The organism is Krasilnikoviella flava (assembly GCF_900167525.1).
Classification (GTDB): domain Bacteria; phylum Actinomycetota; class Actinomycetes; order Actinomycetales; family Cellulomonadaceae; genus Isoptericola; species Isoptericola flavus.
Map to the genome: position 1 here is coordinate 387140 of NZ_FUZQ01000004.1, position 22146 is coordinate 409285.

At 74.3% G+C, this 22146-nt stretch carries 22 protein-coding genes; 8 read left to right on the top strand and 14 right to left on the bottom strand.

What is annotated here, in order from left to right:
* Nucleotides 1-64: 64 nt before the first annotated feature.
* From B5Y66_RS12685 to B5Y66_RS12705, 5 genes are all read left to right on the top strand, one after another.
* Nucleotides 65-1636 (top strand): alpha/beta hydrolase family protein, encoded by a 1572-nt coding sequence (locus tag B5Y66_RS12685; RefSeq protein WP_139820869.1) that lies wholly within the window; start codon nt 65-67, stop codon nt 1634-1636.
* 126 nt (nt 1637-1762) lie between these two features.
* Nucleotides 1763-3436 (top strand): DUF7937 domain-containing protein, encoded by a 1674-nt coding sequence (locus B5Y66_RS22540; RefSeq protein WP_079574844.1) that lies wholly within the window; start codon nt 1763-1765, stop codon nt 3434-3436.
* Between the two features lie 237 nt (nt 3437-3673).
* Nucleotides 3674-5446 (top strand): 2-isopropylmalate synthase, encoded by a 1773-nt coding sequence (gene leuA, locus B5Y66_RS12695; RefSeq protein ID WP_079574845.1) that lies wholly within the window; start codon nt 3674-3676, stop codon nt 5444-5446.
* A 92-nt stretch (nt 5447-5538) separates the two neighbouring features.
* Nucleotides 5539-6270 (top strand): DNA repair protein RecO, encoded by a 732-nt coding sequence (gene recO / locus B5Y66_RS12700; RefSeq protein WP_079574846.1) that lies wholly within the window; start codon nt 5539-5541, stop codon nt 6268-6270.
* A gap of 30 nt (nt 6271-6300) precedes the next feature.
* Nucleotides 6301-7098, top strand: a complete 798-nt coding sequence (locus tag B5Y66_RS12705; RefSeq protein ID WP_079574847.1) for an isoprenyl transferase — start codon at nt 6301-6303, stop codon at nt 7096-7098.
* 72 nt (nt 7099-7170) lie between these two features.
* Here the strand turns inward: B5Y66_RS12705 and B5Y66_RS12710 are convergent, their stop codons facing one another.
* The 12 genes from B5Y66_RS12710 to B5Y66_RS12765 all read right to left on the bottom strand — a co-directional run bounded on the left by B5Y66_RS12710 (nt 7171) and on the right by B5Y66_RS12765 (nt 17419).
* Nucleotides 7171-8226, bottom strand: coding sequence for an iron-siderophore ABC transporter substrate-binding protein (locus tag B5Y66_RS12710; RefSeq protein WP_079574848.1), 1056 nt, complete (start codon nt 8224-8226; stop codon nt 7171-7173).
* 63 nt (nt 8227-8289) lie between these two features.
* The gene (locus tag B5Y66_RS12715; RefSeq protein ID WP_079574849.1) at nt 8290-9156 is read right to left on the bottom strand and encodes an ABC transporter ATP-binding protein; all 867 of its coding nucleotides are present in this window, start codon (nt 9154-9156) and stop codon (nt 8290-8292) included.
* Nucleotides 9153-10217 (bottom strand): FecCD family ABC transporter permease, encoded by a 1065-nt coding sequence (locus B5Y66_RS12720; protein ID WP_079574850.1) that lies wholly within the window; start codon nt 10215-10217, stop codon nt 9153-9155. The genes B5Y66_RS12715 and B5Y66_RS12720 overlap by 4 nt, the downstream gene beginning before the upstream one ends.
* A gap of 1 nt (nt 10218) precedes the next feature.
* Nucleotides 10219-11256 carry a FecCD family ABC transporter permease gene (locus B5Y66_RS12725; RefSeq protein ID WP_079574851.1) on the bottom strand — a complete coding sequence of 346 codons (1038 nt, stop codon included), beginning with the start codon at nt 11254-11256 and terminating at the stop codon, nt 10219-10221.
* On the bottom strand, nt 11253-11825 hold the full coding sequence (locus B5Y66_RS12730) for a DedA family protein (protein WP_245807092.1): 573 nt from the start codon (nt 11823-11825) through the stop codon (nt 11253-11255). Before B5Y66_RS12730 ends, B5Y66_RS12725 begins: the two co-directional genes overlap by 4 nt.
* Before the next feature lie 88 nt (nt 11826-11913).
* Nucleotides 11914-12306: a Fur family transcriptional regulator gene (locus tag B5Y66_RS12735; protein ID WP_079575037.1), complete on the bottom strand. Its 393-nt coding sequence runs from the start codon at nt 12304-12306 to the stop codon at nt 11914-11916.
* A 41-nt stretch (nt 12307-12347) separates the two neighbouring features.
* Nucleotides 12348-13271 (bottom strand): metal ABC transporter permease, encoded by a 924-nt coding sequence (locus B5Y66_RS12740; protein WP_079574852.1) that lies wholly within the window; start codon nt 13269-13271, stop codon nt 12348-12350.
* A 14-nt stretch (nt 13272-13285) separates the two neighbouring features.
* The gene (locus tag B5Y66_RS12745) at nt 13286-14158 is read right to left on the bottom strand and encodes a metal ABC transporter ATP-binding protein (RefSeq protein WP_079575038.1); all 873 of its coding nucleotides are present in this window, start codon (nt 14156-14158) and stop codon (nt 13286-13288) included.
* The gene (locus B5Y66_RS12750; RefSeq protein WP_079574853.1) at nt 14155-15135 is read right to left on the bottom strand and encodes a metal ABC transporter solute-binding protein, Zn/Mn family; all 981 of its coding nucleotides are present in this window, start codon (nt 15133-15135) and stop codon (nt 14155-14157) included. Before B5Y66_RS12750 ends, B5Y66_RS12745 begins: the two co-directional genes overlap by 4 nt.
* Nucleotides 15136-15206: 71 nt before the next feature.
* The gene (locus B5Y66_RS12755) at nt 15207-15635 is read right to left on the bottom strand and encodes a hypothetical protein (RefSeq protein WP_079574854.1); all 429 of its coding nucleotides are present in this window, start codon (nt 15633-15635) and stop codon (nt 15207-15209) included.
* 109 nt (nt 15636-15744) lie between these two features.
* Nucleotides 15745-17022, bottom strand: a complete 1278-nt coding sequence (locus B5Y66_RS12760) for an RNA polymerase sigma factor (RefSeq protein ID WP_079574855.1) — start codon at nt 17020-17022, stop codon at nt 15745-15747.
* 10 nt (nt 17023-17032) lie between these two features.
* Nucleotides 17033-17419 carry a YciI family protein gene (locus tag B5Y66_RS12765; RefSeq protein WP_079574856.1) on the bottom strand — a complete coding sequence of 129 codons (387 nt, stop codon included), beginning with the start codon at nt 17417-17419 and terminating at the stop codon, nt 17033-17035.
* Between the two features lie 214 nt (nt 17420-17633).
* Here B5Y66_RS12765 and B5Y66_RS12770 point away from each other — a divergent pair, with 214 nt between their 5' ends.
* Complete coding sequence (locus B5Y66_RS12770; protein ID WP_079574857.1) at nt 17634-17984, top strand: YciI family protein; 351 nt, start codon at nt 17634-17636, stop codon at nt 17982-17984.
* Nucleotides 17985-18128: 144 nt separating this feature from the next.
* Entirely contained in the window at nt 18129-19520 is a 1392-nt protein-coding gene (locus tag B5Y66_RS12775; RefSeq protein ID WP_079574858.1) for a glycine--tRNA ligase, read from the top strand.
* Between the two features lie 81 nt (nt 19521-19601).
* On the opposite strand, the gene B5Y66_RS22545 is transcribed toward B5Y66_RS12775, so the two are convergent.
* Together B5Y66_RS22545 and B5Y66_RS12780 are read right to left on the bottom strand one after the other, a co-directional pair.
* A complete protein-coding gene (locus B5Y66_RS22545) occupies nt 19602-19751 on the bottom strand; it encodes a hypothetical protein (RefSeq protein ID WP_176168862.1) in 150 nt (49 codons plus the stop codon).
* Nucleotides 19752-19855: 104 nt separating this feature from the next.
* Complete coding sequence (locus tag B5Y66_RS12780) at nt 19856-20809, bottom strand: LysR family transcriptional regulator (RefSeq protein ID WP_079574859.1); 954 nt, start codon at nt 20807-20809, stop codon at nt 19856-19858.
* A 120-nt stretch (nt 20810-20929) separates the two neighbouring features.
* Here B5Y66_RS12780 and B5Y66_RS12785 point away from each other — a divergent pair, with 120 nt between their 5' ends.
* A complete protein-coding gene (locus B5Y66_RS12785; protein ID WP_281252003.1) occupies nt 20930-22129 on the top strand; it encodes an NAD(P)/FAD-dependent oxidoreductase in 1200 nt (399 codons plus the stop codon).
* Nucleotides 22130-22146 lie beyond the last annotated feature (17 nt).

Sequence of the window (22146 nt, forward strand, 5' to 3'; positions counted from 1 at the left end):
GTCCTCCAAGGTCGTGGGGGATATCCACGCCGTCGGGGAGGGCTGCGCCGAGTAGCATCGCTGCGTGGTGTTCCGGACTATTGCGACGACGGCGGCGATCCTGGTGGGCCTGGCACTGACCGGGGCGGTGGCCGGGCCGCAGTGGGACCCGGTGCCCGTCACCGACCACCTCGTCCCCGCGACCGAGGACACCGCGATCGGCGGCGTCGACGCCGAGGCGGCCGAGGAGCTCGGCGCGGTCGGGGCGTACGAGGTCCGCGAGACGGCGGTGACGATCCCGCTCGACGGCACGGCCGTGGGCGGTCTGCTGCGACAGCCGGTGGGCGACGACGGCGAGGTGCTGGCCGACCGGCCCGGCGTCGTGTACGTGCACGGCGCCGGCACGGGCAAGTCCACCGAGGCGTTCATCGAGTCGGCGACGGCCCTCGCGAGCGCCGGCATCGTCACGCTGGTCCCGGACAAGCGGCTCGACACCTACACGACGCGCGACCGGGACTACGTGGCCATGGCCGCCGACTACCGGCGTTCCGTGGACCTGCTGCGCACGGTCGACGGCGTGGACGCCGCGCAGGTCGGGGTCTACGGCGAGTCGGAGGGCACGTGGATCGTGCCCGTCATGCAGGCGCAGGACCCGACGATCGCGTTCACCGTCCTCGTGTCGGCGCCGGTCGTGCCGCCGCGCCAGCAGGCGGCGTTCGCGGTGGACAGCTACCTGCGCAACACCGGGGTGCCCGAGCAGGTCTTCCGCGCCATCCCGCGCGCGGTGGGCATGCAGCTGCCCGGTGGTGGTTTCGAGTACGCCGACTTCGACGTGCGGCCGTGGCTCGAGGAGCAGACGGCGCCCGTGCTGGTGGCCTACGGCACCGCCGACCCGTCCATGCCGATCGAGCAGGGGGCGCGGCAGGTCATCGCGGACACCGCCGTGAACGGGGACGACGCCCCCGTGACGGTGCGCTACTACGCGGGGGCCAACCACGGCATCAACGTGCCGCTGGACGGCGGGATGCACCTGCACCCGGACTTCGCGCGGGACGTCGCCACCTGGGTGCAGGGCATGCCCGCCACGGCGGATGCGGCGCCCCGGATCGCCGGGGACACGCCGAACCAGCTCTATCTCGCCTCCGCCGTCCCGCAGCCCCGCTGGTGGGGGAACGGGGACATCGTGGTGGGTGCGGTGATCGCGGGGGTCGCGCTGCTGGTGGTCGGGCCGGTGGTGTGGGGGGCGCACGCCCTGGTGCGCCGCACCCTCCTGCGCCGCTCGTCGACCGTCGCGCCCCGCCTCGCGCGCGGCTTGAGGTCGTCCCTGCTGGGACTCGCGCTCGGCTCGGTCGCGACCATGATCGCGCTGGTGGCGTACCTGCTCGCGGTGGCGCGCCTCGCCCTGGACTACGAGCGGGACGACCTCGTGGTGCAGGGCGGGTGGATCGTGGTGCGCCTCCTCGGGGTCGCGGCTGCCGTCGCGGCCGCGCTCGTGATCCGTCGCGTGGCCGACGCCCGCGCGGAGCGACGCGCGGGGGCGGACGTCGCGGTCGCCCGCGGCTGGCCGGCCGTGCTGACGTTCTGGTGCACCCTGGCCGGCTCGCTCGCGGTCCTGGGCACCCTGGCGTACTGGGGCGTCTACCAGCTCGGCATCTGAGCGAGGCGGTCGTTGTGACCAACCCGCCCGCGCGGGAGACGACGACAGGGCGCTGCGTCGGGTAGAAACGGGTGCGGGGGCACGGCACCCCGGCCCCTTCGGATCCCCAGCCCTGGAGACGCACGCATGACCGACCCCGACACCCTCGACGCCCCCGAGCAGGAGCGCTCGCCGTTCGGCGGGGTGGCGGTGCGCGAGCTCGTGCGCGACGTGGTGGCCGCGTTCGCGCTGCTCGTCGCGCTCCCGCTGCCCTGGGACCACGCCCACCGCGGCAGCGACCGGCTCGAGATCGTGCTCGTGACCGTGCTCGCGCTGCTCGCCCTCGCGGCTCCCTACCTGCGCCGCGGCGGCGTCGGGCCCTCCTCGTGGGACGTCCTCACGTCCCGTCGCACGGTGGCGTTCGCCTGCCTGCCCTACGCGGTCGTCGCCGTGGTCTACCTGGTGCTGGACGCCCTTGCCCCGGCGGACGCCGCGGGCGGGGTCGGCGCCGGGCTCGCGGTGGGCCTCGCGGGAGCCGCGCTCGCGGCGGCGCCGCGGTGGACGCACACCCCCGCCGCGGTGGCCGGGATCGTCGCGCTGGGCACGCTCGCCACTCCCGTCGCCGCCCTCGTGCAGGGCGCACCGTGGGCGGTGACCGTCGTCGGCACCCTCAACGCGCTCGTCGTGCTGGGGGTGCTGTGGTTCACCGTGGGCACCTACCTGCGCTCCGGCGACCTGTCGGCGGGCTACGTGCTGCTCGCGCTGGGCGGCGCCGTCGCACTGGAGCTCGTCCTGTTCGCCGGCGGCAACCTGCGGCCCTGGTTCGAGAGCGTGCACGGCCAGCGCCTGGGGCTGCTCCTGCTCCCGGTGGTCGCCGCGGTCACCGCACGGCGCGTCGTCGACGACGCCACGGCTGCGGCCGGCGACCCGGACGACGTGCGCGCCGCGCGCTGGGTGGCCGTCGCCGTGCGCGCGTTCGGGCTCGTCGCCCTGGTCGCGGCGTTCGTCGCCCTCGTCGCGCTGGTGCTCGTCGTCGCCGACGGCGTGAGCGTGGGCCGGGTGCTGCGCCTCGTGGTCGGCGTGCTGATGGCCGGTGTCGCGGTCGCCGCGCGGCGCTCCCTCGCGCGCGACCCGCGTGCCGGGCACGTCACCGCCGTGGGCGCCGCGTGCGTGATCGTCGTGCTCGGGCTGGTGATCGTCGTCGCACGGGCCGGCCTCGGCACCCAGTCCAACGTCGAGGAGCTGCTGGTCGCCTTCGGGCTGCCGGCCGTCGCCCTGGCCGTGCTGCTCGTGCCGCCGTCGGTCCGCGAGCTCGTCGCCTCGGCTCCGGAGTCGCCCGAACCCGTGGCCGCGGCGCCCGTCACCGAGGTGGCGGAGCCCGCCACCGGTGCGGTGCAGGTCTCCGCGCCCGCCGGCTCCGCTGACGAGACGCCGGCCGAGCGCACGACGCCCGAGGCGGAGCGGGCATCCTGGAGCGTGGCCGCGCCGGTAGCGACCGAGCCGCAGGCGGCGCCCCGGACGGCGGCGCGCCCGCTCGACGCCACGCAGCAGATGGAGCCCGTGCGCGTCACCCAGGCGCCCGACTCCACGCAGGTGCTGCCGCCGGTGCGGGAGGCTCCGCCCGCGCAGGCCCCCGGATGGACCGCCGCCCAGGCGATGGACCCGTCGACGCCGCTCGCCGACCTCGCGCGCATCTCGGCGGAGGCGCCGCACCTGCGCTCCTACGTGGCCGCGAACCCGTCCACCTACCCGGCCCTGCTGGACTGGCTCGGTGCCCTCGGCGACCCCGCCGTGGACGCCGCGCTGCGCTCCCGGCGGTAGGCCCCTGCCCTGCGCCGTGCGGCGTCCGGCCGGATGTCGGACGCCTCGGGCGGCGCTCGGACGAAGGTGTACGGTGGCAGCGTGCAGCGCACGGTGAGCCTTCTCCTTCGGTGCCGCGGCGGGGCCTTCTAGGCCGGACCCCCGTCGCGGAGGCTTTGGCGCGCCGGCCGAATGGTCACGACTGACGACCCCACCCGGGACGACGGTCACCGAGCCCCCACCGAAGGACGCGACACCATGCAGAACCACCACCCCCAGGGCATCGCCGGCGCCAACCCGCAGCGCCCCTCCGGGATGCCGTACACGCGCTACGTGCCGTTCCACGAGCAGATCACCGTCGACCTGCCGGACCGCACGTGGCCCGACAACCGCATCTCGAAGGCTCCCCGCTGGTGCGCCGTCGACCTCCGCGACGGCAACCAGGCCCTGATCGAGCCGATGGACGCCGAGCGCAAGCTGCGCATGTTCGACCTGCTCGTCCAGATGGGCTACAAGGAGATCGAGGTCGGCTTCCCGTCCGCGTCGCAGACGGACTTCGACTTCGTGCGGCAGCTCATCGACACGGGACGCATCCCCGACGACGTGGTCATCCAGGTGCTCACCCAGTGCCGCGACCACCTCATCGAGCGCACGTACGACGCCATCCGCGGCGCCAAGCAGGCGATCGTGCACATCTACAACTCGACGTCGATCCTGCAGCGCGAGGTCGTCTTCCGCAGCGACATGGACGGCATCGTCGACATCGCCCTGCAGGGCGCGCGGCTGTGCCGCAAGCTCGAGGAGACCATCCCCGAGACGACGGTGTACTACGAGTACTCGCCCGAGTCGTACACGGGCACGGAGCTGGAGTTCGCCGCCCGCATCTGCAACGAGGTGCTGGCGGTGCTCGAGCCCACGGCTGAGCGCCCGGTCATCGTCAACCTGCCCGCGACGGTCGAGATGGCCACGCCGAACGTGTACGCGGACTCCATCGAGTGGATGAACCGCAACCTGGCGTTCCGCGAGCACGTGGTGCTGTCCCTGCACCCGCACAACGACCGGGGCACCGCCGTCGCGGCGGCCGAGCTGGGCTACCAGGCCGGCGCCGACCGCATCGAGGGCTGCCTGTTCGGCAACGGCGAGCGCACCGGCAACGTCGACCTGGTGACGCTGGGCATGAACCTGTTCGGCCAGGGGATCGACCCGCAGATCGACTTCTCCGACATCGACGGCATCCGCCGCACGGTCGAGCACTGCAACCAGCTTCCCGTGCACGAGCGGCACCCGTACGTGGGCGACCTCGTCTTCACCGCGTTCTCGGGCTCGCACCAGGACGCGATCAAGAAGGGGTTCGAGCACATGGCGGCCCGTGCCGAGGGCGAGGGCAAGCCGGTCGACGCCCTCACCTGGGGCGTGCCGTACCTGCCGATCGACCCGAAGGACGTGGGCCGGTCGTACGAGGCCGTCATCCGGGTGAACTCGCAGTCCGGCAAGGGCGGCATCGCCTACCTGCTGTCCACCGAGCACTCGCTGGACCTGCCGCGCCGCCTGCAGATCGAGTTCTCGGGGGTCGTGCAGCAGTTCACCGACACCGCGGGCAGCGAGGTCACCGGCTCCGACATCTGGCGCATCTTCAGCGACGAGTACCTGCCGGTCGAGGTGCACGACCCGCGCGGCCTGGAGCCGTGGGGCCGCCTCAAGCTGCGGGAGACGCGGACCACCGCGGCCGAGGGCGGCGCCACCGCGCTGGCGGTGGACGTGCTCGACCAGGGCGTGGAGCACACCCTGGAGGGCACGGGCAACGGCCCGCTCGCCGCGTTCGTCGACGCGATCTCGAAGGTCGGCGTGGACGTGCGGGTGCTGGACTACGCGGAGCACGCGCTCTCCGAGGGCGGCGACGCCACGGCCGCGGCCTACGTCGAGTGCCAGGTGGGCGACGACGTCCTGTGGGGCGTCGGCATCGATCCCTCGATCACGGGGGCGTCGCTCAAGGCGATCGTGTCCGCCGTGAACCGGGCCGCCCGCTCCTGAGCCGGCGCCACGACCCGTCAGAGCCACGTCGGGGTGCGTACCCCGACGTGGCTCTGCCACTTTTCGTGGGTGGGGGCTGAGAGAATGGGCCCGTGCCCCTGTACCGAGACGACGCGATCGTGCTGCGCACCCACAAGCTGGGCGAGGCCGACCGGATCGTCACGTTCCTCACCCGCGAGCACGGCAAGGTGCGCGGGGTCGGACGCGGGGTGCGTCGCACGTCGTCGCGCTTCGGGGCGCGACTGGAGCCGTTCATGGTCGTGGACGTGCAGCTGCACACAGGGCGCAACCTCGACACCGTGACGCAGGTCGAGACGGTGGGGCCGTACGCCCGCGCGATCTGTGAGGACTACGCGATGTACACGTCAGGCGCGGCGATGCTCGAGGCCGCCGACCGGCTGGTGGCGGCGGAGCACGAGCCGGCGGTGCAGCAGTACTGGTTGCTCGCGGGCGCCCTGCGGGCGCTGGCGGAGGGCGCGCACGCGCCGGGCCTGGTGCTCGACTCGTACCTGCTGCGCGGGCTCGCCGTCGCCGGCTGGGCGCCGTCGTTCAACGACTGCGCCCGCTGCGGCGAGCCCGGTCCGCACCACGCGTTCTCGGTGGGGCAGGGCGGCGCCGTGTGCTCCCGCTGCCGCCCGCCGGGCTCCACCGCCCCGGCTCCGGAGACGTTCGCGCTGCTCGGCGCCCTGCTCGGCGGTGACTGGGAGACGGCGGACGCCTCCGACGCACGCCACCGCACCGAGGCGTCCGGGCTGGTGGCCGCGTACTCGCAGTACTACCTGGAGCGCACGCTGCGTTCCCTGCGCATGATCGAGCGCGCTTGATCGGGCGCGCATGACCGAGAGAGAGGCCTGATGCCCCGCACCGCCGACGCCCGGTACGCCGAGCCCTACCCGCACCCGTCGGGTGCGACGCCGCCCGCGATCCCCGCCCAGTTCGTGCCGAACCACGTGGCGATCGTCATGGACGGCAACGGCAGGTGGGCCAACGCTCGCGGGTTGCCGCGCGTCGAGGGGCACAAGCAGGGGGAGAAGTCGCTGCTCGACGTCGTCGCCGGCGCCGTGCAGATCGGGGTCAAGCACGTGTCGGCGTACGCGTTCAGCACCGAGAACTGGAAGCGGTCGCCCGACGAGGTGAAGTTCCTCATGAACTTCAACCGTGACGTCATCCGCCGGCGCCGCGACGAGATGTCCTCGTGGGGAGTGCGCATCCGCTGGGCCGGACGACGCCCGAAGCTGTGGGGCTCGGTGATCAAGGAGCTGCAGGTCGCCGAGGAGATGACCCGGGAGAACGACCGCTGCACGCTGACGATGTGCGTCAACTACGGCGGCCGGGCCGAGATCGCCGACGCCGCCGCCGCGATCGCGCGCGACGCCGCCGCCGGCAGGCTCAACCCGGCGCGCGTCTCCGAGAAGACGGTGCAGAAGTACCTGGACGAGCCCGACCTGCCCGACGTCGACCTGTTCCTGCGCTCGTCGGGGGAGCAGCGCACGTCCAACTTCATGATCTGGCAGGCCGCCTACGCGGAGATGGTGTTCCTGCCCGAGCCGTGGCCGGACGTCGATCGGCGGCACCTGTGGCGCGCAGTGGAGGAGTTCGCCCGTCGCGACCGGCGCTACGGCGGCGCGGTGGACACCCCCGACGAGGACTGAGCGGCCCCCGACACGGGTCGAGCCCGCCGGGACCGTGTCCCGGCGGGCTCGACGGGCGCGGGCCCGCGGCGGTCAGTCGCCGAGGGTCTCGGCCATGGAGTCGACGAGGGCGGGGATCCCGTCCTCCCAGTACACCGACAGCGCGGTGGGCGGGGACACGGCGGACACCTGCGGCGTGCCGACGACCTCGACCACCTTGCCGGCCTTGACCGCCGGGATCGCCTGGAGGTCCTTGTTGTCCTCGAAGGCCTGGGCGGCCTCCTCGCTGGCCGAGTAGGAGATGACGAAGTCCGAGTCGAGCTTGTCCAGCTCCTCGTAGGACAGGTCGAAGTAGAAGCTGCCGTTCGACGTGTCGAGCTCCGCGACCGACGGCGCGTTCTTGACGCCGAGCCCCTCGAGGAACACGGTCCGCGGGTCGCTCGACGTGTACACGGACACGATGCCCTTCGTCGGGTCGTCGTAGATCGCCGCGAACGTCTTGCTGGCGAACTCGGGGTGCTCGGCGGCCTTCTGGGCGACGAAGTCGTCGATGTCGGCGAGCACCTGGTCGCCGGCGTCGGAGCGGCCGAGCGCCTGGGCCGTGAGCGTGATCGTGTCCTGCCACGTCGTGGTCCACGGGGCGTCCGGGTAGGCGACGACGGGGGCGACGTCGCTCAGCACGTCGTACTGCTCCTGGGTCAGCCCGGAGTACGGGGCCACGATCAGGTCGGGGGCGGCCTCGACGAACTCCTCGTAGGGCACCGTGCTGCCGCCCTCCGGGTCGGACAGGATGGCGGGCTTGTCCACGCCCTCCTCCTCGTAGGCCTCCTCGACCCACGGCAGCAGCGCGTCCTCGCCGACGGTGTAGATCTGCTCGGCGACGGCGACGGGGTAGACGCCCGCCGCGACGGCGGCCTCGGTGGAGCCCCAGCCCCAGGTGGCGACGCGCTGCGGCGTCTCCTCGATCACCGTCTCCCCGAGCGCGTGCTCGATCGTGATCGGGAACTCGTCGGTGGCCTCGGACCGGACGTTGCCCGAGGCGGCGGACTCGCCGTCCTCCGGGGTGTCGTCGGAGGCGCAGCCGGCGAGGGTCAGGGCGGCCGTCGCCGAGAGGGCGGCGGCAGCGGCGAGAGGACGGCGAAGACGCACGAGTACTCCTCGGTGTGCTCGCGCCGACGGCGCGAGAGGAACAGTAGGTGAGGCGAGCCTAACCTATGTCGTAGCGCCGTCGTGCGTCCGTCCGAGGGGGACCACGAGCGGCGTCCCCGACACCGGGTCCGGCACCACCCGGGCACGGAGCCCGAACGCCGCGTGCACCGAGGCCGCCGTGAGCACGTCGCCCGGCCGGCCCTCGGCCACCACCTGCCCGGCGCTCATGACCACGAGGTGGTCGGCGTACCGGGCGGCGAGGTTCAGCTCGTGCAGCACCATGACGACGGTGGTGCCGTGGGTCCGGTTCAGCTCGGTCAGCAGGTCGAGCAGGTCTACCTGGTGGGCCAGGTCGAGGTAGGTCGTGGGCTCGTCGAGCAGCACGATGTCCGTCTCCTGTGCCAGCACCATCGCGATCCACACGCGCTGGCGCTGCCCGCCCGACAGCTCGGCCACCGGCCGGTCGGCGAGGTCGGCGACACCGGTGGCCTCGAGGGCGCGCAGCACGGCGCCGTCGTCCGTGGAGCTGTGCCGGCCGAACCATCCCTGGTGCGGGTACCGGCCGCGGGCCACCAGCTCGGCGACGCGGACGCCGTCGGGGGCGATCGACGACTGGGGCAGCACCCCCACCCGCTTCGCGAGCTCCTTGCGCGACAGTGCGCCCACGTCCTCCCCGCCCAGGGTGACGCTCCCGCCGTCGAGCGGGTGCAGGCGCGCCAGACCGCGCAGCAGCGTGGACTTGCCGCACGCGTTCGGGCCGACGATCGCCGTCACGCTGCCGGCGGGGAGCTCGAGGTCGAGACCGTCGATCACGCGGCGCCCGTCGTAACCGAGGCTCACGCCGTGCGCGCGCAGCGTCACGTCGGGGGCGGCCTCGCGGGTGGCGGCGGGACGCGCGGGCGCCGGTGCGGGCCGGTGCACGTCGGTCATGCGAGTGCCTTCCTTCGGTCGGTGGCCAGGAGCCACAGCAGGTAGGGGGCGCCGATGAGGCCGGTCACGATGCCGGTGGGGGCCTCGACACCGAACAGCAGGTGCTGCCCCACGACGTCGGCGGCGAGAACGAGCAGCGCACCCGTGAGCACGGAGACGACGAGCGCGGCGCCGCCGTCGTCGAGGAGCCGGCGCGCGATGGCGGGGGCGACGAGCGCGACGAACGCGAGCGGACCGACGAACGACGTCGCGACGCCCACGAGGCCGACGGCGAGGAGCAACGACGTGACGCGGGCCGCGTCGACGGGGACGCCGAGGGCGCGCGCGTTGTCGTCCCCGAGCGCGAGCGGGCCCTGCCACCGCGACGCCAGGGCGACCCCGGCGCCCAGCACCAGGGCGGCCACGGCGAACGTCACGAGGTCGGCGCCGCGCACGTCGGCGACGCTCCCGACCGTCCAGACGAGCGCGGACTGCGCCGCCCGGATCTCGACGCTCGCCAGCAGCCACGCCAGCAAGGACGAGCACAGGTACGCGAAGCCGACGCCGACCAGGACGAAGCGGATCGAATGCAGGCCCTGGCGCCAGGCGAACAGCCAGATCAGCAGGGCGACGACCAGTGCGCCGGCGAACGCCGCCCCGGACACGGCCAGCCCGGTGAGCCCGAGCACGAGCATGGCCGTGACGGCCCCGAGGCTGGCGCCGCTGGCGATGCCGAGGATGTCCGGGCTGGCCAGGGGGTTGCGGAGCGTGGTCTGGAAGAGCGCGCCGGCGAGCCCGAACGACGCGCCCGCGAGCACCGCCGTCTCGATGCGCGGCAGCCGCAGCCGGTGCACGACGAACACGTCGGCGTCGGAGCCGGCACCGAACAGCGCCGCCAGGGCGCGGCCGGGCGCGAGCGAGGCCTCGCCGAGCGTGAGAGCGAGGGTCGCCATCGCCACGAGGAGGACCGCGAGCGTGGCCACCACGAGCGCGAGCCGGCGCCGGCGGCGGTGCCGGAGGGTGGCGACGGGGTCGGCCGGGAGCCCCGGGGCGGCCGGGCGGGCGGCGAGCTCGGCGGTCACGTCACACCCCCGCCACGGTCTTGCCGCGGGCGACCGCTACAAGGACGGGGGCGCCGATCGCGGCGGCGACCACGCCGGCCTCGAGCTCGGAGTGCGGCAGCACGAGCCGGCCGATGACGTCGGCGCCCAGCAGCATGACGGGGCCGAGGACGGCGGTCAGCGGCACGATCCACCGGTAGTCCGTGCCGACGAGTCGCCGGGCGGCGTGCGGGACGGCGAGCCCGACGAGGGCGATCGGGCCGGCCAGCGCCGTCGCCGTGCCGGCGAGCAGGATGACGGCGACCGCCGCGAGCCCCCGCGTCACGCCGACGCGCTGGCCGAGCGCGGAGGCGACGTCGTCGCCGAGCGCGAGCATGGACAACCGGTGCGCCAAGGCGCCCGCGAGCACCACGCCGACGGCGACGAACGGCCACAGCACCGTGATGGTCTCCATGCCGCGCCCGGTGAGCGATCCCACGGCCCAGAACCGGTACATGTTGAACGCCTCGGGGTCGCGCAGCAGCACCAGGGTGATGAGCGGCGTGATGAGCGCGGTCACGGTGGCGCCGACGAGGGCGAGCTTGACCGGCTGCCCGGAGCCGATGGAGAAGACGAGCAGTGCGGCGGCGGCGGTGCCCGCGAAGGCGAACCAGACGAACCCGAGCGGGGACGACACGCCGAGCATCGAGACGGCGACGACGACGGCGAGGGATGCCCCGGAGTTGAGGCCGAGCAGGCCCGGGTCGGCGATGGGGTTGCGCGTGACGCCCTGGACGAGGGTGCCGGCGATGCCGAGGGCGGTGCCCGCGGCGAGGCCGACGAGCGTGCGGGGCACGCGCTGGTCGCGCACCACGTCGTGGTCGACGTTCCCGGCGACCGGGTGGGTCAGCGCCTGCCAGACGGTCGCGACGTCGATGTCGCGCACACCGAGTGCCAGGCTGGCGACGACGACGACCGCCAGCACCGCGACCGTGGCGGCGACCACGAGCAGTCGGCCGCGGGTGCGCCGGGCGACGAGGGCGGCAGCGGGCCGGGGTGCGACGTCGGTCGTCGCGCTCACGACGCGTCCTCGGGCGCGGGCGCGACCGGGCGGTCCGCGGGCGCGCGGTGCGTCAGCCGGTAGAGCACCCAGGTCACGAGTGCCACGGCGCCCAGCCCGACCGCGACGAGGGTCACGGGGTGGCGCAGCCCCACGGCGATCGCAGCGTTCACCGCGGCGGTACCGACGGTCGTCCAGATGCCCGCCCAGACGGCACAGCCCGCGAGCAGCGCCGCGAGGTAGCGGCCGAAGGGCATGCGCAGGTAGCCCGCGGCGAGGTTGACGAGGGTCTGCACCCCGACGGTGAAGAAGGAGAGGGTCACCGCGGGCGGGCCCCACCGGTTCACGCGCTCGATCACCGCCACGGCGCCCGGGCTCGCCAGCGCGTCGGCGAACCGGCCGCGCGACGTGCCGCGGGCCACGCCGCGACCGGCCCAGTAGGTGGCCTGCGCGCGCACCAGCACGATCCCGAACGCCGCCGCGTACACGACCCAGAACGGCACCCCGGCGATCGTGAACACGCCGGGACCGGCGGTGTTGCCGGCGGTGTCCGCGGAGGCCAGGGCGAGCGCGGGGGAGGTCAGGTGCACGAGATCATTGTGCCCGACTGAGGTATGGCTGCCCTAATTCGGTGGCTCGGTTTGACCGGCTTGGTTCGGCAGGCCTGGTCCGGCCGGACTAGCTCGACCGTTCGTCCGCGGCGCGGCACGCCGCGCAGGTGCCCCACAGCTCCACGGTGTGCTCGATGTCGGCGAAGCCGTGCGCGGCGCCGACGGACGCGGCCCACTGCTCGACCGTCGGTCCGTCGATCTCGACGGTGCGGCCGCACGCCCGGCACACCAGGTGGTGGTGGTGCTCGCGGCGCGCGCAGCGTCGGTACAGGCTCTCGCCGTCCTCGCTGCGCAGCACGTCGACGTCGCCGCCGTCGGCCAGGGTCTGCAGCGTGCGGTACACGGTGGCGAGGCCGACGGCATCGCCGCGCGAGCGCAGCAGCTCGTGCAGCTGCTGGGCGCTGCGGAACTCGTCGGTGTCGCCGAGGGCGTCCGCCACCGCCGCCCGCTGCCGCGTCATCCGCGGCGGGGCGGGTGTGCGGGCGGACCGGGTCGTGTCGTTCACGTCGTGCACTCCTCCTGAGGGGCGGCCCGGCCGGCGCCGGCCGGGGCCACGGCGACGTCGTCGGGGATGTCGGGATGCGGGTCGGCGGGCGGGCGGCGGCGGGCGAGCACCGGGTGCAGCGCCGCGACGACGGCGTAGACGGCGATCGCGAGCACCACGATCAGCGCGCCGGGCGAGACGTTGTGCCAGTACGTGATGGACAGGCCGGTGACGCACACGACCACGCCGACGACCGACGCGACCAGCATGGTGCGGCGGAACGAGCGGGTCACGAGCTGGCCGATGGCGACGGGCACGATCATGAGCGCCGAGACGAGCAGCAGCCCCACGACGCGCATCGCGACGGTCACGGTCAGCGCGGCGAGCACGGCCACGGCCATGTTCAGCGCCCAGACGGGCAGCCCGGCGGAGACGGCGAACTCCTCGTCGTGGCTCACGGAGAACAGCGCCGCGCGCAGACCGAGGCCGATGATCAGGATGAGTCCGCACAGCGCCACGGTGACCCAGACGTCGGCCAGCGTGACGGACGAGATAGAGCCGAACAGATAGGCCATGAGGCTCCCGGACGAGCCGCCGGCCAGGCCGATGAGCAGCACGCCGCCCGCGATGCCGCCGTAGAACAGGATCGCGAGCGCCAGGTCGCCCGACGTGCGGCCGCGGCGGCGCACCACCTCGATGAGCACCGAACCGGCGACGGCGGCGACCACCGCGCCGGGGACGGCGAGGACGTCGGCGGGCACCAGGCCCATCGCCGCGCCGACGAGCCAGCCGAGCGCGACTCCCGTCAGCGCGACGTGACCGATGCCGTCGCCCAGCAGGGCGAGGCGCTTCTGCACCAGGTAGGTGCCCACGACAGGCGCGCTGACGCCGACCAGCAGCGCCGCGACGAGCGCCCGCTGCATGAACGGGTCGGTGACCATCTCCCACAGGCCGCTCAACGTGCCACCTCGTCCTCGGTGTCGTCAGGTCGCTCGAACGGGCCGTCGGCGAGGCGCACGTCCTCGGGACGCTGCACGGTGCGGGGGTGCGCGTGCGGGTGCACGTGCTCGTGGGCCTCGCCGCCGTGCCCCGGGCGCGGCGTGGGCGGGGCGCCGTCGTGCACCACCTTGCCGTGCCGCAGCACGACGCAGCGCTGGACCAGCGGGGCGAGCTCGCCGAGCTCGTGCAGCACGACGAGCACCGTCATGCCGTCGGCGACGAGCCGCGTCATGGTGGCGGCGAAGGCCTCCTGGCTGGGCCGGTCGACGCCTGCCACGGGCTCGTCGAGCACGAGCAGCTCCGGGCGGCGCACCAGTGCGCGGGCGATGAGCACGCGCTGCTGCTGACCGCCGGAGAGCTGGTGCGTGGCGTACCGGGCACGGTCGGCCAGGCCGACGAGGTCGAGAGCCTCGCGGACGCTGCTGCGCCAGCCGCGCGGCAGCCGCAGGCGCCGGCCGTGCAGCAGGCCCGAGGCGACGACCTCCGCGGCCGTGGACGGGACGCCGGCGACGGCGCTCACGCGCTGCGGCACGTAGCCGACGCGCGCCCAGGGCACGTCGTTGCCGAGCGCGTGGCCGAACAGGTGCACGCTGCCCGCGGTGGCCGGCAGGACGCCGACGAGGGTGCGCACCAGCGTGGACTTGCCGGACCCGTTGGCGCCGAGCAGCGCGACGACCTCGCCGCGCCGGACGGTGAGGTCCACCCCGCGCAGCACGGGGCTGGCGCCGAGGCGCACGTGCACGTCGCGGGCCTCGATCGCGGGGACGCCGTCGTCGGGCGGCGGTGGAGTCCCGGCCCCGCTGGGGGAGTCGGTGGCGAGGCTGGTCATGAGCACTGCAGCCCTTCGGTGAGCGCGGCCAGGTTGTCCTGCATGACCGAGACGTAGTCGTCCCCGGCCGCGGCCGCGTCCTCGGACAGCCCCTCGAGCGGGTCGAGGACGGCGGTCGTCACGCCGATGTCGTTCGCCAGGGTATCGGCGACCTTCGGGCTGGTCAGCGTCTCGGTGAAGATGGTGCTGACGTCGTTCTCCTCGACGATGGCACCGACCTCGCGCAGCCGCGCGGGGGAGGGCTCCGCCTCTGGGTCGAGGCCGACGATGCCCACCTGCTCCAGGTCGTAGCGCTCCGCGAGGTAGCCGAACGCCTCGTGCGACGTGACGAGGGTGCGTGACGCGCACTCCTCGAGCCCCGCGGAGTAGTCGGCGTCGATCCCCTGCAGCGTCTTCTCCAGGGCCCGGGCGTTCTCGGCGTACGCCGCGGCGTGCTCGGGGTCCGCCTCGCCGAGGGACGCCGCGACGGCGTGGCCGACGTCGACCAGGCGGGTCGGGTCGAGCCAGAAGTGCGGGTCGGTCGCGCCCTCGGCGTGGTCGTGGCCGTCGTCCGCATGCTCGCCCGAGTCCTGCTCGAGCTGGTCGGCCGTGGCGTCCTCGTCCGTCGGGGTGCCGGGGTGCTGCTCGAGCGTCACGACGTCGCTCGTGTCCACGACGTGCTCCGGCGACTGCGTCTCGACGGCCTCGTCGACGGCGGTCTGGAAGCCCGAGGAGTAGACGACGAGGTCGGCCGTGCCGATCTCGCGCACCTGCGCGGGGGAGAGCTCGAGGTCGTGCGGCTCGGCCGCCGGCGGCGTGAGGTTGGAGACGGAGACCAGGTCGCCGCCGACCTGCTGTGCCACGTACTGCAGCGGGTAGAAGGAGGCCAGCACCTCGAGCGTGCCGTCGGCGGCGCCGTCGTCGGTGGAGCAGCCCGCGAGCACGGCGGGCAGGGCGAGGGCGGGCAGGGCGGCGAGGGCCGCGCGTCGGCGAAGCATGAGAACGATTCTCAGGAGTTTGAGAACCGTTGTCAACTCGGTTCTGCGAGGCCCTGGCCTGCGTGCGGCAGTCAGCCGGTCGGCCCCTCGTCGTAGCCGGGTCGTGCGACCAGGACCGACTGGAAGAAGTGGCCCTGCTCCTCGTCCGGGTCGACGTCCTCCACGAACGGCCGCCATAACGACAGCAGCAGGGTCGGCGCCGTGTAGCTCCGCCCGCCCTCGTCCTCCTCCAGGTCGGTCACCGCGGAGAGCTGTTCCACCACCCGTGCGGCGGGCGTGCCCAGCAGGTCGATGCCGCGGTACCGGACGCTGATCGGGCCGTACGGCCGATACACCTGGATCGCGACCACCGACCCGTCCGGCCCTGGCTCGAGCTCCACCGACAGGCCACCCCAGGAGGCGAGGCGCTCGGCGTCAGCGAGCGCGGACTCCGCCTCCTCCATGGTCATGCCGATGCGGACCGGGCCCACGGACTCCGGGGGGACGAGCTCGATGATCATGCCGTGCCTCTCTCGGGCGTGCGCAGCGGCGGTCGGGCCGTTGCCGGGTCCCCGTCGCCGGGGTGCTGCGGAGCGTAGCAAGCACGATGCGCCGCGACGCCGGTGGCCGTCACGACGCGCCCGAGCGACCCGAGGTCGCTCGTCGAACGACCGCCGCGCGGCGCTGGGCGAGGTGCGCACGCAGGTCCCGTGCCGACGCGAGATCGACGGCGCGATCGTAGGCCGCCGCGGCGTCGTCGGCGCGCCCGAGCCGGGCGAGGAGCTCGGCGCGCACGGCCCAGGCGGGCTGGAACCGGGCAACGGCATCACCCAGGGCGTCGAGGGCCGCGAGCCCGGCCGCCGGACCGTCGGTCTCGGCGACGACGGCGGCGCGCGCCACCGCGCCGCCGAGGGACGGTGCGACCTGCTGGAGCGCGTCGTGCAGCCGCCGGAGCGCGGCCCGGTCGGGCGGCTCTCCGGCCCGGCGGGCGCAGTGCACGGCCTGGACGGCGGCCTCGAGCTGGAAGCGGCCCACCGCACCCTGGGCGTGAGCCGCGCGCAGGTGCTCGTGCGCACGGGCGATCGCGGCCGCGTCCCAGCGGTCCGGGTCCTGCTCCGTCAGCGGGACGAAGCGTCCCTCGGCGTCGGTGCGGGCGGCGGCGCGGGCCGTCGAGAGGAGCACGAGCGCGGCCAGGCCGCGGACCTCGGGGTCGCGGGGCGCGAGCTGGGCCAGCACCTCGGCGAGCCGCAGCGCCTCGGACGGCAGCGGGCGCGGCTCCGCGTCGGCGGTGGACCACTCCACCACGTAGGCGCCGTAGACCGCCTCGAGCACGTCGGCCATCCGGTCCGGCAGCACGGAACGGTCGGGCAGCTCGAACGGGACCCCGGCGTCCCTGATCCGCCGCTTGGCGCGCACCAGGCGCGTGGCCATCGTCGCGGCCGGGACCGAGAACGCCGGGGCGACCTGCGCGGCCGTGAACCCCAGCACCGCGGTGAGCATCAGCGGCGTGCGGGCCACCGGGTCGACGGCCGGGTGCGCGCAGACGAGCATCAGCTCCAGGCGGTGGTCGCCGATCGCGTCCGGGTCCACGTCCTCGAGCCGGACCGGCGCGTGCCGCTCGGGGACCAGGGGCGTGGTGCGTCGCACCTCGGCCGACCGGTGCCGGTCGCGCAGCCGGCGTCGCGCGACGGTGAGCAGCCACCCGGCGGGGTTGTCGGGCACGCCGGTCCGGGGCCAGGTGGCCAGGGCGCGCTCGAGCGCATCGCCCAGGGCGTCCTCCGCGGCCTGGAGGTCGCCCGACCCGGCGGCCAGCAGCGCGACGAGGCGGCCGTAGCCGTCCCGTGCGGCCGTGGCCGCCGCGTCGTACGCGACCCTGTCGACCCCGTCGTCAGGGGAGGTCGCGGTCACGGCACCGGACCTACTCGGCCGGGCCGTGACCGGTCCACGCCCCGTCGACGATCGACGTCGCGACCGGGCGCACCTCGACCGACCCGTACGACGCGCCGGGGCACTTCTCCGCCCACGCCACGGCGGCGTCGAGGTCCGGCACGTCGATGACGAAGACGCCCGCGAGCGCCTCCTTCGACTCCGCGAACGGGCCGTCCTGCACCTGCGTGGCGCCGGTGCGGCGTGTCACGGTGGTGGTGGCGTGGGAGAACTGCAGGACGTCGGCGCCCACGAGCACGCCGGCGTCCACCAGCGCGTCGGCGTAGTCGGAGAACAGCCGCTCCATCTCGGAGATGCCCTCCGCGGGGATGTCTCCCGGGGCGGGCTCGGGGTTGTGCAGCAGCAGTGCGTAGCGCATGGTCGGTCTCCTTCGTCGTCACTCGGTGTCGTCGAGCGCTGACTTCGCGCCGACTCCATGGTCGCCGCCCGCGTGCCGGGGCGACACCCTGATGACGATCGAGGCGCGCCGAGATCGTCATCCCGGTGCGATTCACCCTCGCGGGCGGTGCGGCCGCCTCCGTACGCTGGCGGCAGCGGCGCGGGACGGCGGCCGCGGGCGGGGGAGCAGACCGATGTGTTTCGACGAGCTCGTGTTGGTCCGGCTGGTGCGCCCGGACGGCTGGGCGCCGCTGCCCGAGGACGAGGAGCTGGCCGTGCAGGACGGGCACCTGGCAGCCGTCGCGGACCTGCACGCGCGCGGGCTGCTGCTCGCCGCGGGCTCGGCCGTGGGCACCGACGAGCGGGTGCGGGGCTTCGCGGTCATGACCTGCGGCGCGCACGAGGCGGAGGAGCTGTGGGCCCGGGACCCGGGCGTGCTCGCGGGCCGGTTCGTCGCAGAGTGCACGGGGTGGCTGACGCCGACAGGGATGATCGCCGCCGGCCCGGAGGGCCCGCCGCGCTCGGTGGCCGAGGCCGAGGGCTGACCAGGCCCCCGGTCCGGCGGGCGGGCCCCGGTAGGCTGAGGCCACCGCAGCCGGTCGCCGTCGAGCCTCGACGTGCCGACCGGGCGGCGTTCCCCCGCACCGGCCCCACGAGCCACGTGGCGGCCCGACATCCAGGAGTGATCCGTGGCAGCACCGTCCCCCACCGCCAAGCTCGACGCCGTCGTCTCCCTCGCCAAGCGGCGAGGTTTCGTGTTCCAGTCCGGCGAGATCTACGGCGGTACGCGCTCCGCGTGGGACTACGGGCCCCTCGGCGTGGAGCTCAAGGAGAACATCAAGCAGCAGTGGTGGCGCGCGATGACGCGCCGCGACGACGTCGTCGGCCTCGACTCCGCCGTCATCCTGCCGACCCCGGTGTGGAAGGCGTCGGGTCACCTCGGTGCGTTCAACGACCCGCTGACGGAGTGCCTGAGCTGCCACAAGCGGTTCCGCGAGGACCACATGATCGAGGAGTTCGAGGAGAAGAAGGGCCGCGCCCCCGAGGGCGGCCTCGCCGAGATCGCCTGCCCGAACTGCGGCACCCGGGGCCAGTGGACCGAGCCGCGCGACTTCAACATGATGCTCAAGACGTACCTCGGCCCCGTCGAGGACGAGTCGGGCGTGCACTACCTGCGGCCCGAGACGGCGCAGGGCATCTTCGTGAACTTCTCCAACGTCGCGGCGGCCTCGCGCAAGAAGCCGCCCTTCGGCATCGCGCAGATCGGCAAGTCGTTCCGCAACGAGATCACGCCGGGCAACTTCATCTTCCGCACGCGCGAGTTCGAGCAGATGGAGATGGAGTTCTTCGTCCAGCCCGGGACCGACGCCGAGTGGCACCAGTACTGGATCGACACGCGCATGGCCTGGTACACGGACCTGGGTATCGACGCGGACAACCTGCGCCTGTACGAGCACCCGGCGGACAAGCTCTCGCACTACTCCACCCGCACGGTGGACATCGAGTACCGCTTCGGTTTCACCGGCAGCGAGTGGGGCGAGCTCGAGGGCGTCGCGAACCGTACGGACTTCGACCTCAAGACGCACTCGGAGCACTCGGGCAAGGACCTGTCGTTCTTCGACCAGGCGACGAACGAGCGCTGGCTCCCGTACGTCATCGAGCCGGCCGCGGGCCTGACCCGCTCGCTCATGGCGTTCCTCATCGAGGCATACGCCGAGGACGAGGCGCCCAACACCAAGGGCGGCGTCGACAAGCGCACCGTGCTGCGCCTCGACCCGCGCCTCGCGCCGGTCAAGGCCGCCGTCCTGCCGCTCAGCCGCAACGAGGCGCTGTCGCCCAAGGCGCGCGACCTCGCCGCGGAGCTGCGCCAGAACTGGAACGTCGACTTCGACGACGCCGGTGCCATCGGCCGCCGCTACCGCCGCCAGGACGAGATCGGTACGCCGTTCTGCGTCACCGTCGACTTCGACACCCTCGACGACGACGCCGTGACCATCCGCCACCGCGACACGATGGCGCAGGAGCGCGTGGCGCTCGCCAAGGTCACCGCGTACCTCGCGGAGCACCTCGCCGCGTTCTGACCACCGGCCGGCACGACGGGGCCCGGGTCCGCAGCTGCGGACCCGGGCCCCGTCGTCGTTCCTGGCGTGGCGCTCCTGCGCTCAGGTGCGGCTTCGCCGGAGCAGGCCGAGGACCAGGCTCACGACCAGCACGATGACCCCGATCCAGATGAGGAACTGGCCGATGTTGGTCGCGACGCCGAGGATCACGAGGACGACCCCGACGATGATGAGGATGAGCCATGCGGGCATGGTGACCTCCTGGAGTACTGGCGACGCCCGTGCGGCGCCGCGCCGGACGACCGTGCCACAACGCCCGGATACATGCACCTTGTCGGCTACGTCCGTGATGACCCTCACAGCGCGACCGTGTACGGGCGCCCCGTCCCGTGCACCGCGGCGTCGATCGTGCGGGCCACGGCGTCGACCGCGGGTCGGCGCGGCGCCGTCGACGGCTCCAGCAGCACGATCTCCCGTTCCACGAGGTCGAGCAGCGAGGTGGTCCGCAGGTCGTGCGCCGGTCGGAGCCGGAGCATGATCGGCGTGGCGAGGGTGACGCCCAGCCCTTGGGCGACGAGCGCCAGGGTGGTGGAGGTGTCGTTCACCTCGTGCGCTGCGCGCGGCTCGAAGCCGGCAGCGCGGCACGCCCCGCGCACGGCCGCGCCGTAGTGCGTGGGGAGCGGCGGCAGGATCCACGCCTGGTCGGCGACGTCGGCGAGGTGCAGCCGGGACGGCAGGTCCGAGGCCGGTGCCGACACGAGCTCGAACCGCTCGGTGCGCAGCGGTCGCAGCACCGTGCCGGGCAGGCGCGGGATGGGGGCCCCGGGGTAGTCCAGGCCCAGCCCGAGGTCGACGTCGCCGCGTCGCACCGCGCCGGCGACGTCGTCGACCGTCAGCTCGATGCCGACGAGCGTGATCCGCGGGAACGAGACGGCGAGGTCCGCCACGAGCTGCGGCAGCAGGCTGGCCGCCACGGTCGCGAAGGCGCCCACCCGCACGGTGCCGGACGCGTCGCCGCTCGCGGCGCGGGCCGAGTCGAGGGCGTCGCGCTGGGCCGCCAGGAGGGTCTCGGCACGTTCCGCCAGGGCGAGCCCGGCCTCGGTGAGCGCGACGCCCCGCCCGTGCGGGCGGACCACCTCGGTGCCGACGGCGCGGGCGAGCCCGGCGAGCTGGTGGGAGACGGCACCCGTGGTGTAGCCGAGGGAGGTGGCCGCGGCCGTCATCGTGCGCTGCTCGGCCAGGGCGCGGAGGGCTCGGAGCCCGGACCACGGCAGGTCTCGCGCTGAGGGATCGACGGCGCTGGCGTCCACCCGACCAGGCTACAACCGTTCAGGCATCCTGGACGGTTTCAACGACGAACCTTCGATGGTGCTTGACGCTCCGGCAGGGGCAGGATGGGCGCAACGGGTGGTTCACGACAGGGAGGTCGGGTGGCACAGCTCCAGGGCGCCCCGCCACGGGCGGACGTCGTCGTCGTCGGGGGCGGGGTCATGGGCGCGTCCGTCGCGTTCCACCTCACGGAGGCCGGGGCCGACGTGGTGCTCCTCGAGTCCGGAGAGCTGGGGCGCGGGAGCTCCGGCAAGCCCATCGGCGGCGTGCGCGCGCAGTTCTCCGACCCCGCGAACGTCGCGCTCGGCCGGCGCAGCCTCGAGCTGTTCGAGGACTTCCGGGCGCGGCCGGGCGCCGACATCGGGCTGCGGCAGGCCGGGTACCTCTTCGCGCTGCCCACCGACGACGACGTGGAGCTGTTCGGCCGGTCCGTCGCGATGCAGCGCGACCTCGGCGTCGACAGCCGCCTCCTCACCGTCCCGGAGGCGCGCCGCCTCAACCCCTACCTGTCCGCGACCGCCTACGCCGGCGCCGCCTACGCGCCGCGGGACGGCTGGGCGCACCCCGCGGCCGTCGTCGCCGGGTACGTGGACGGCGCGCGCCGCCGCGGCGCGACCGTCGTCACCCACGCGCCCGCGACCGCCGTCGAGCCCCTGCCGGGCGGCCGGGTCACGGTCGTCACGCCGCGCGGCCGCGTCACCGCGCCCGTCGTCGTCGTGTGCGCCGGCGCCTGGTCCCGCGCCGTCGGCGCCCTCGCGGACGTCGACCTGCCCGTGGATCCCGTGCGCCGCCAGATCGCGTTCACCGCGCCGCTGGAGCCCGCGCCCCCGACGATCCCGTTCACCATCGACTTCGGCACCACGTACTACCTGCACAACGCGGACGCGCAGGGCACGCTGCTGCTCGGCGCCTCGGAGCCGGGCACCCCGGTCGGCTTCGACACGACCTACGACCCGGCCTGGGAGCCCTGGCTGCGCGGCCTGACGGCGCGCGCCACCCCGGCGCTCGCGGACGCGCCGCTGACCGGCGGCTGGGCCGGGCTGTACGAGCTGACGCCGGACCACGACGCCCTGATCGGCGAGGCGACGTCGTCGGGGGCCGCCGGCGGGGGCGCCCGCGTGCTGTACGCGTGCGGGTTCTCGGGGCACGGATTCCTGCAGGCTCCCGCCGTCGGGGAGGCGGTGACCGACCTGTACCTCGGCCGCGCCGGTACGCCCGCGGCCCGCGGGGTCGACGTGTCGGCGTTCGACGCCGGCCGGTTCGGGGCGCGGCGGGCGCGCACCGAGGCCAACATCATCTGAGAGAGGAGTCGCGCACC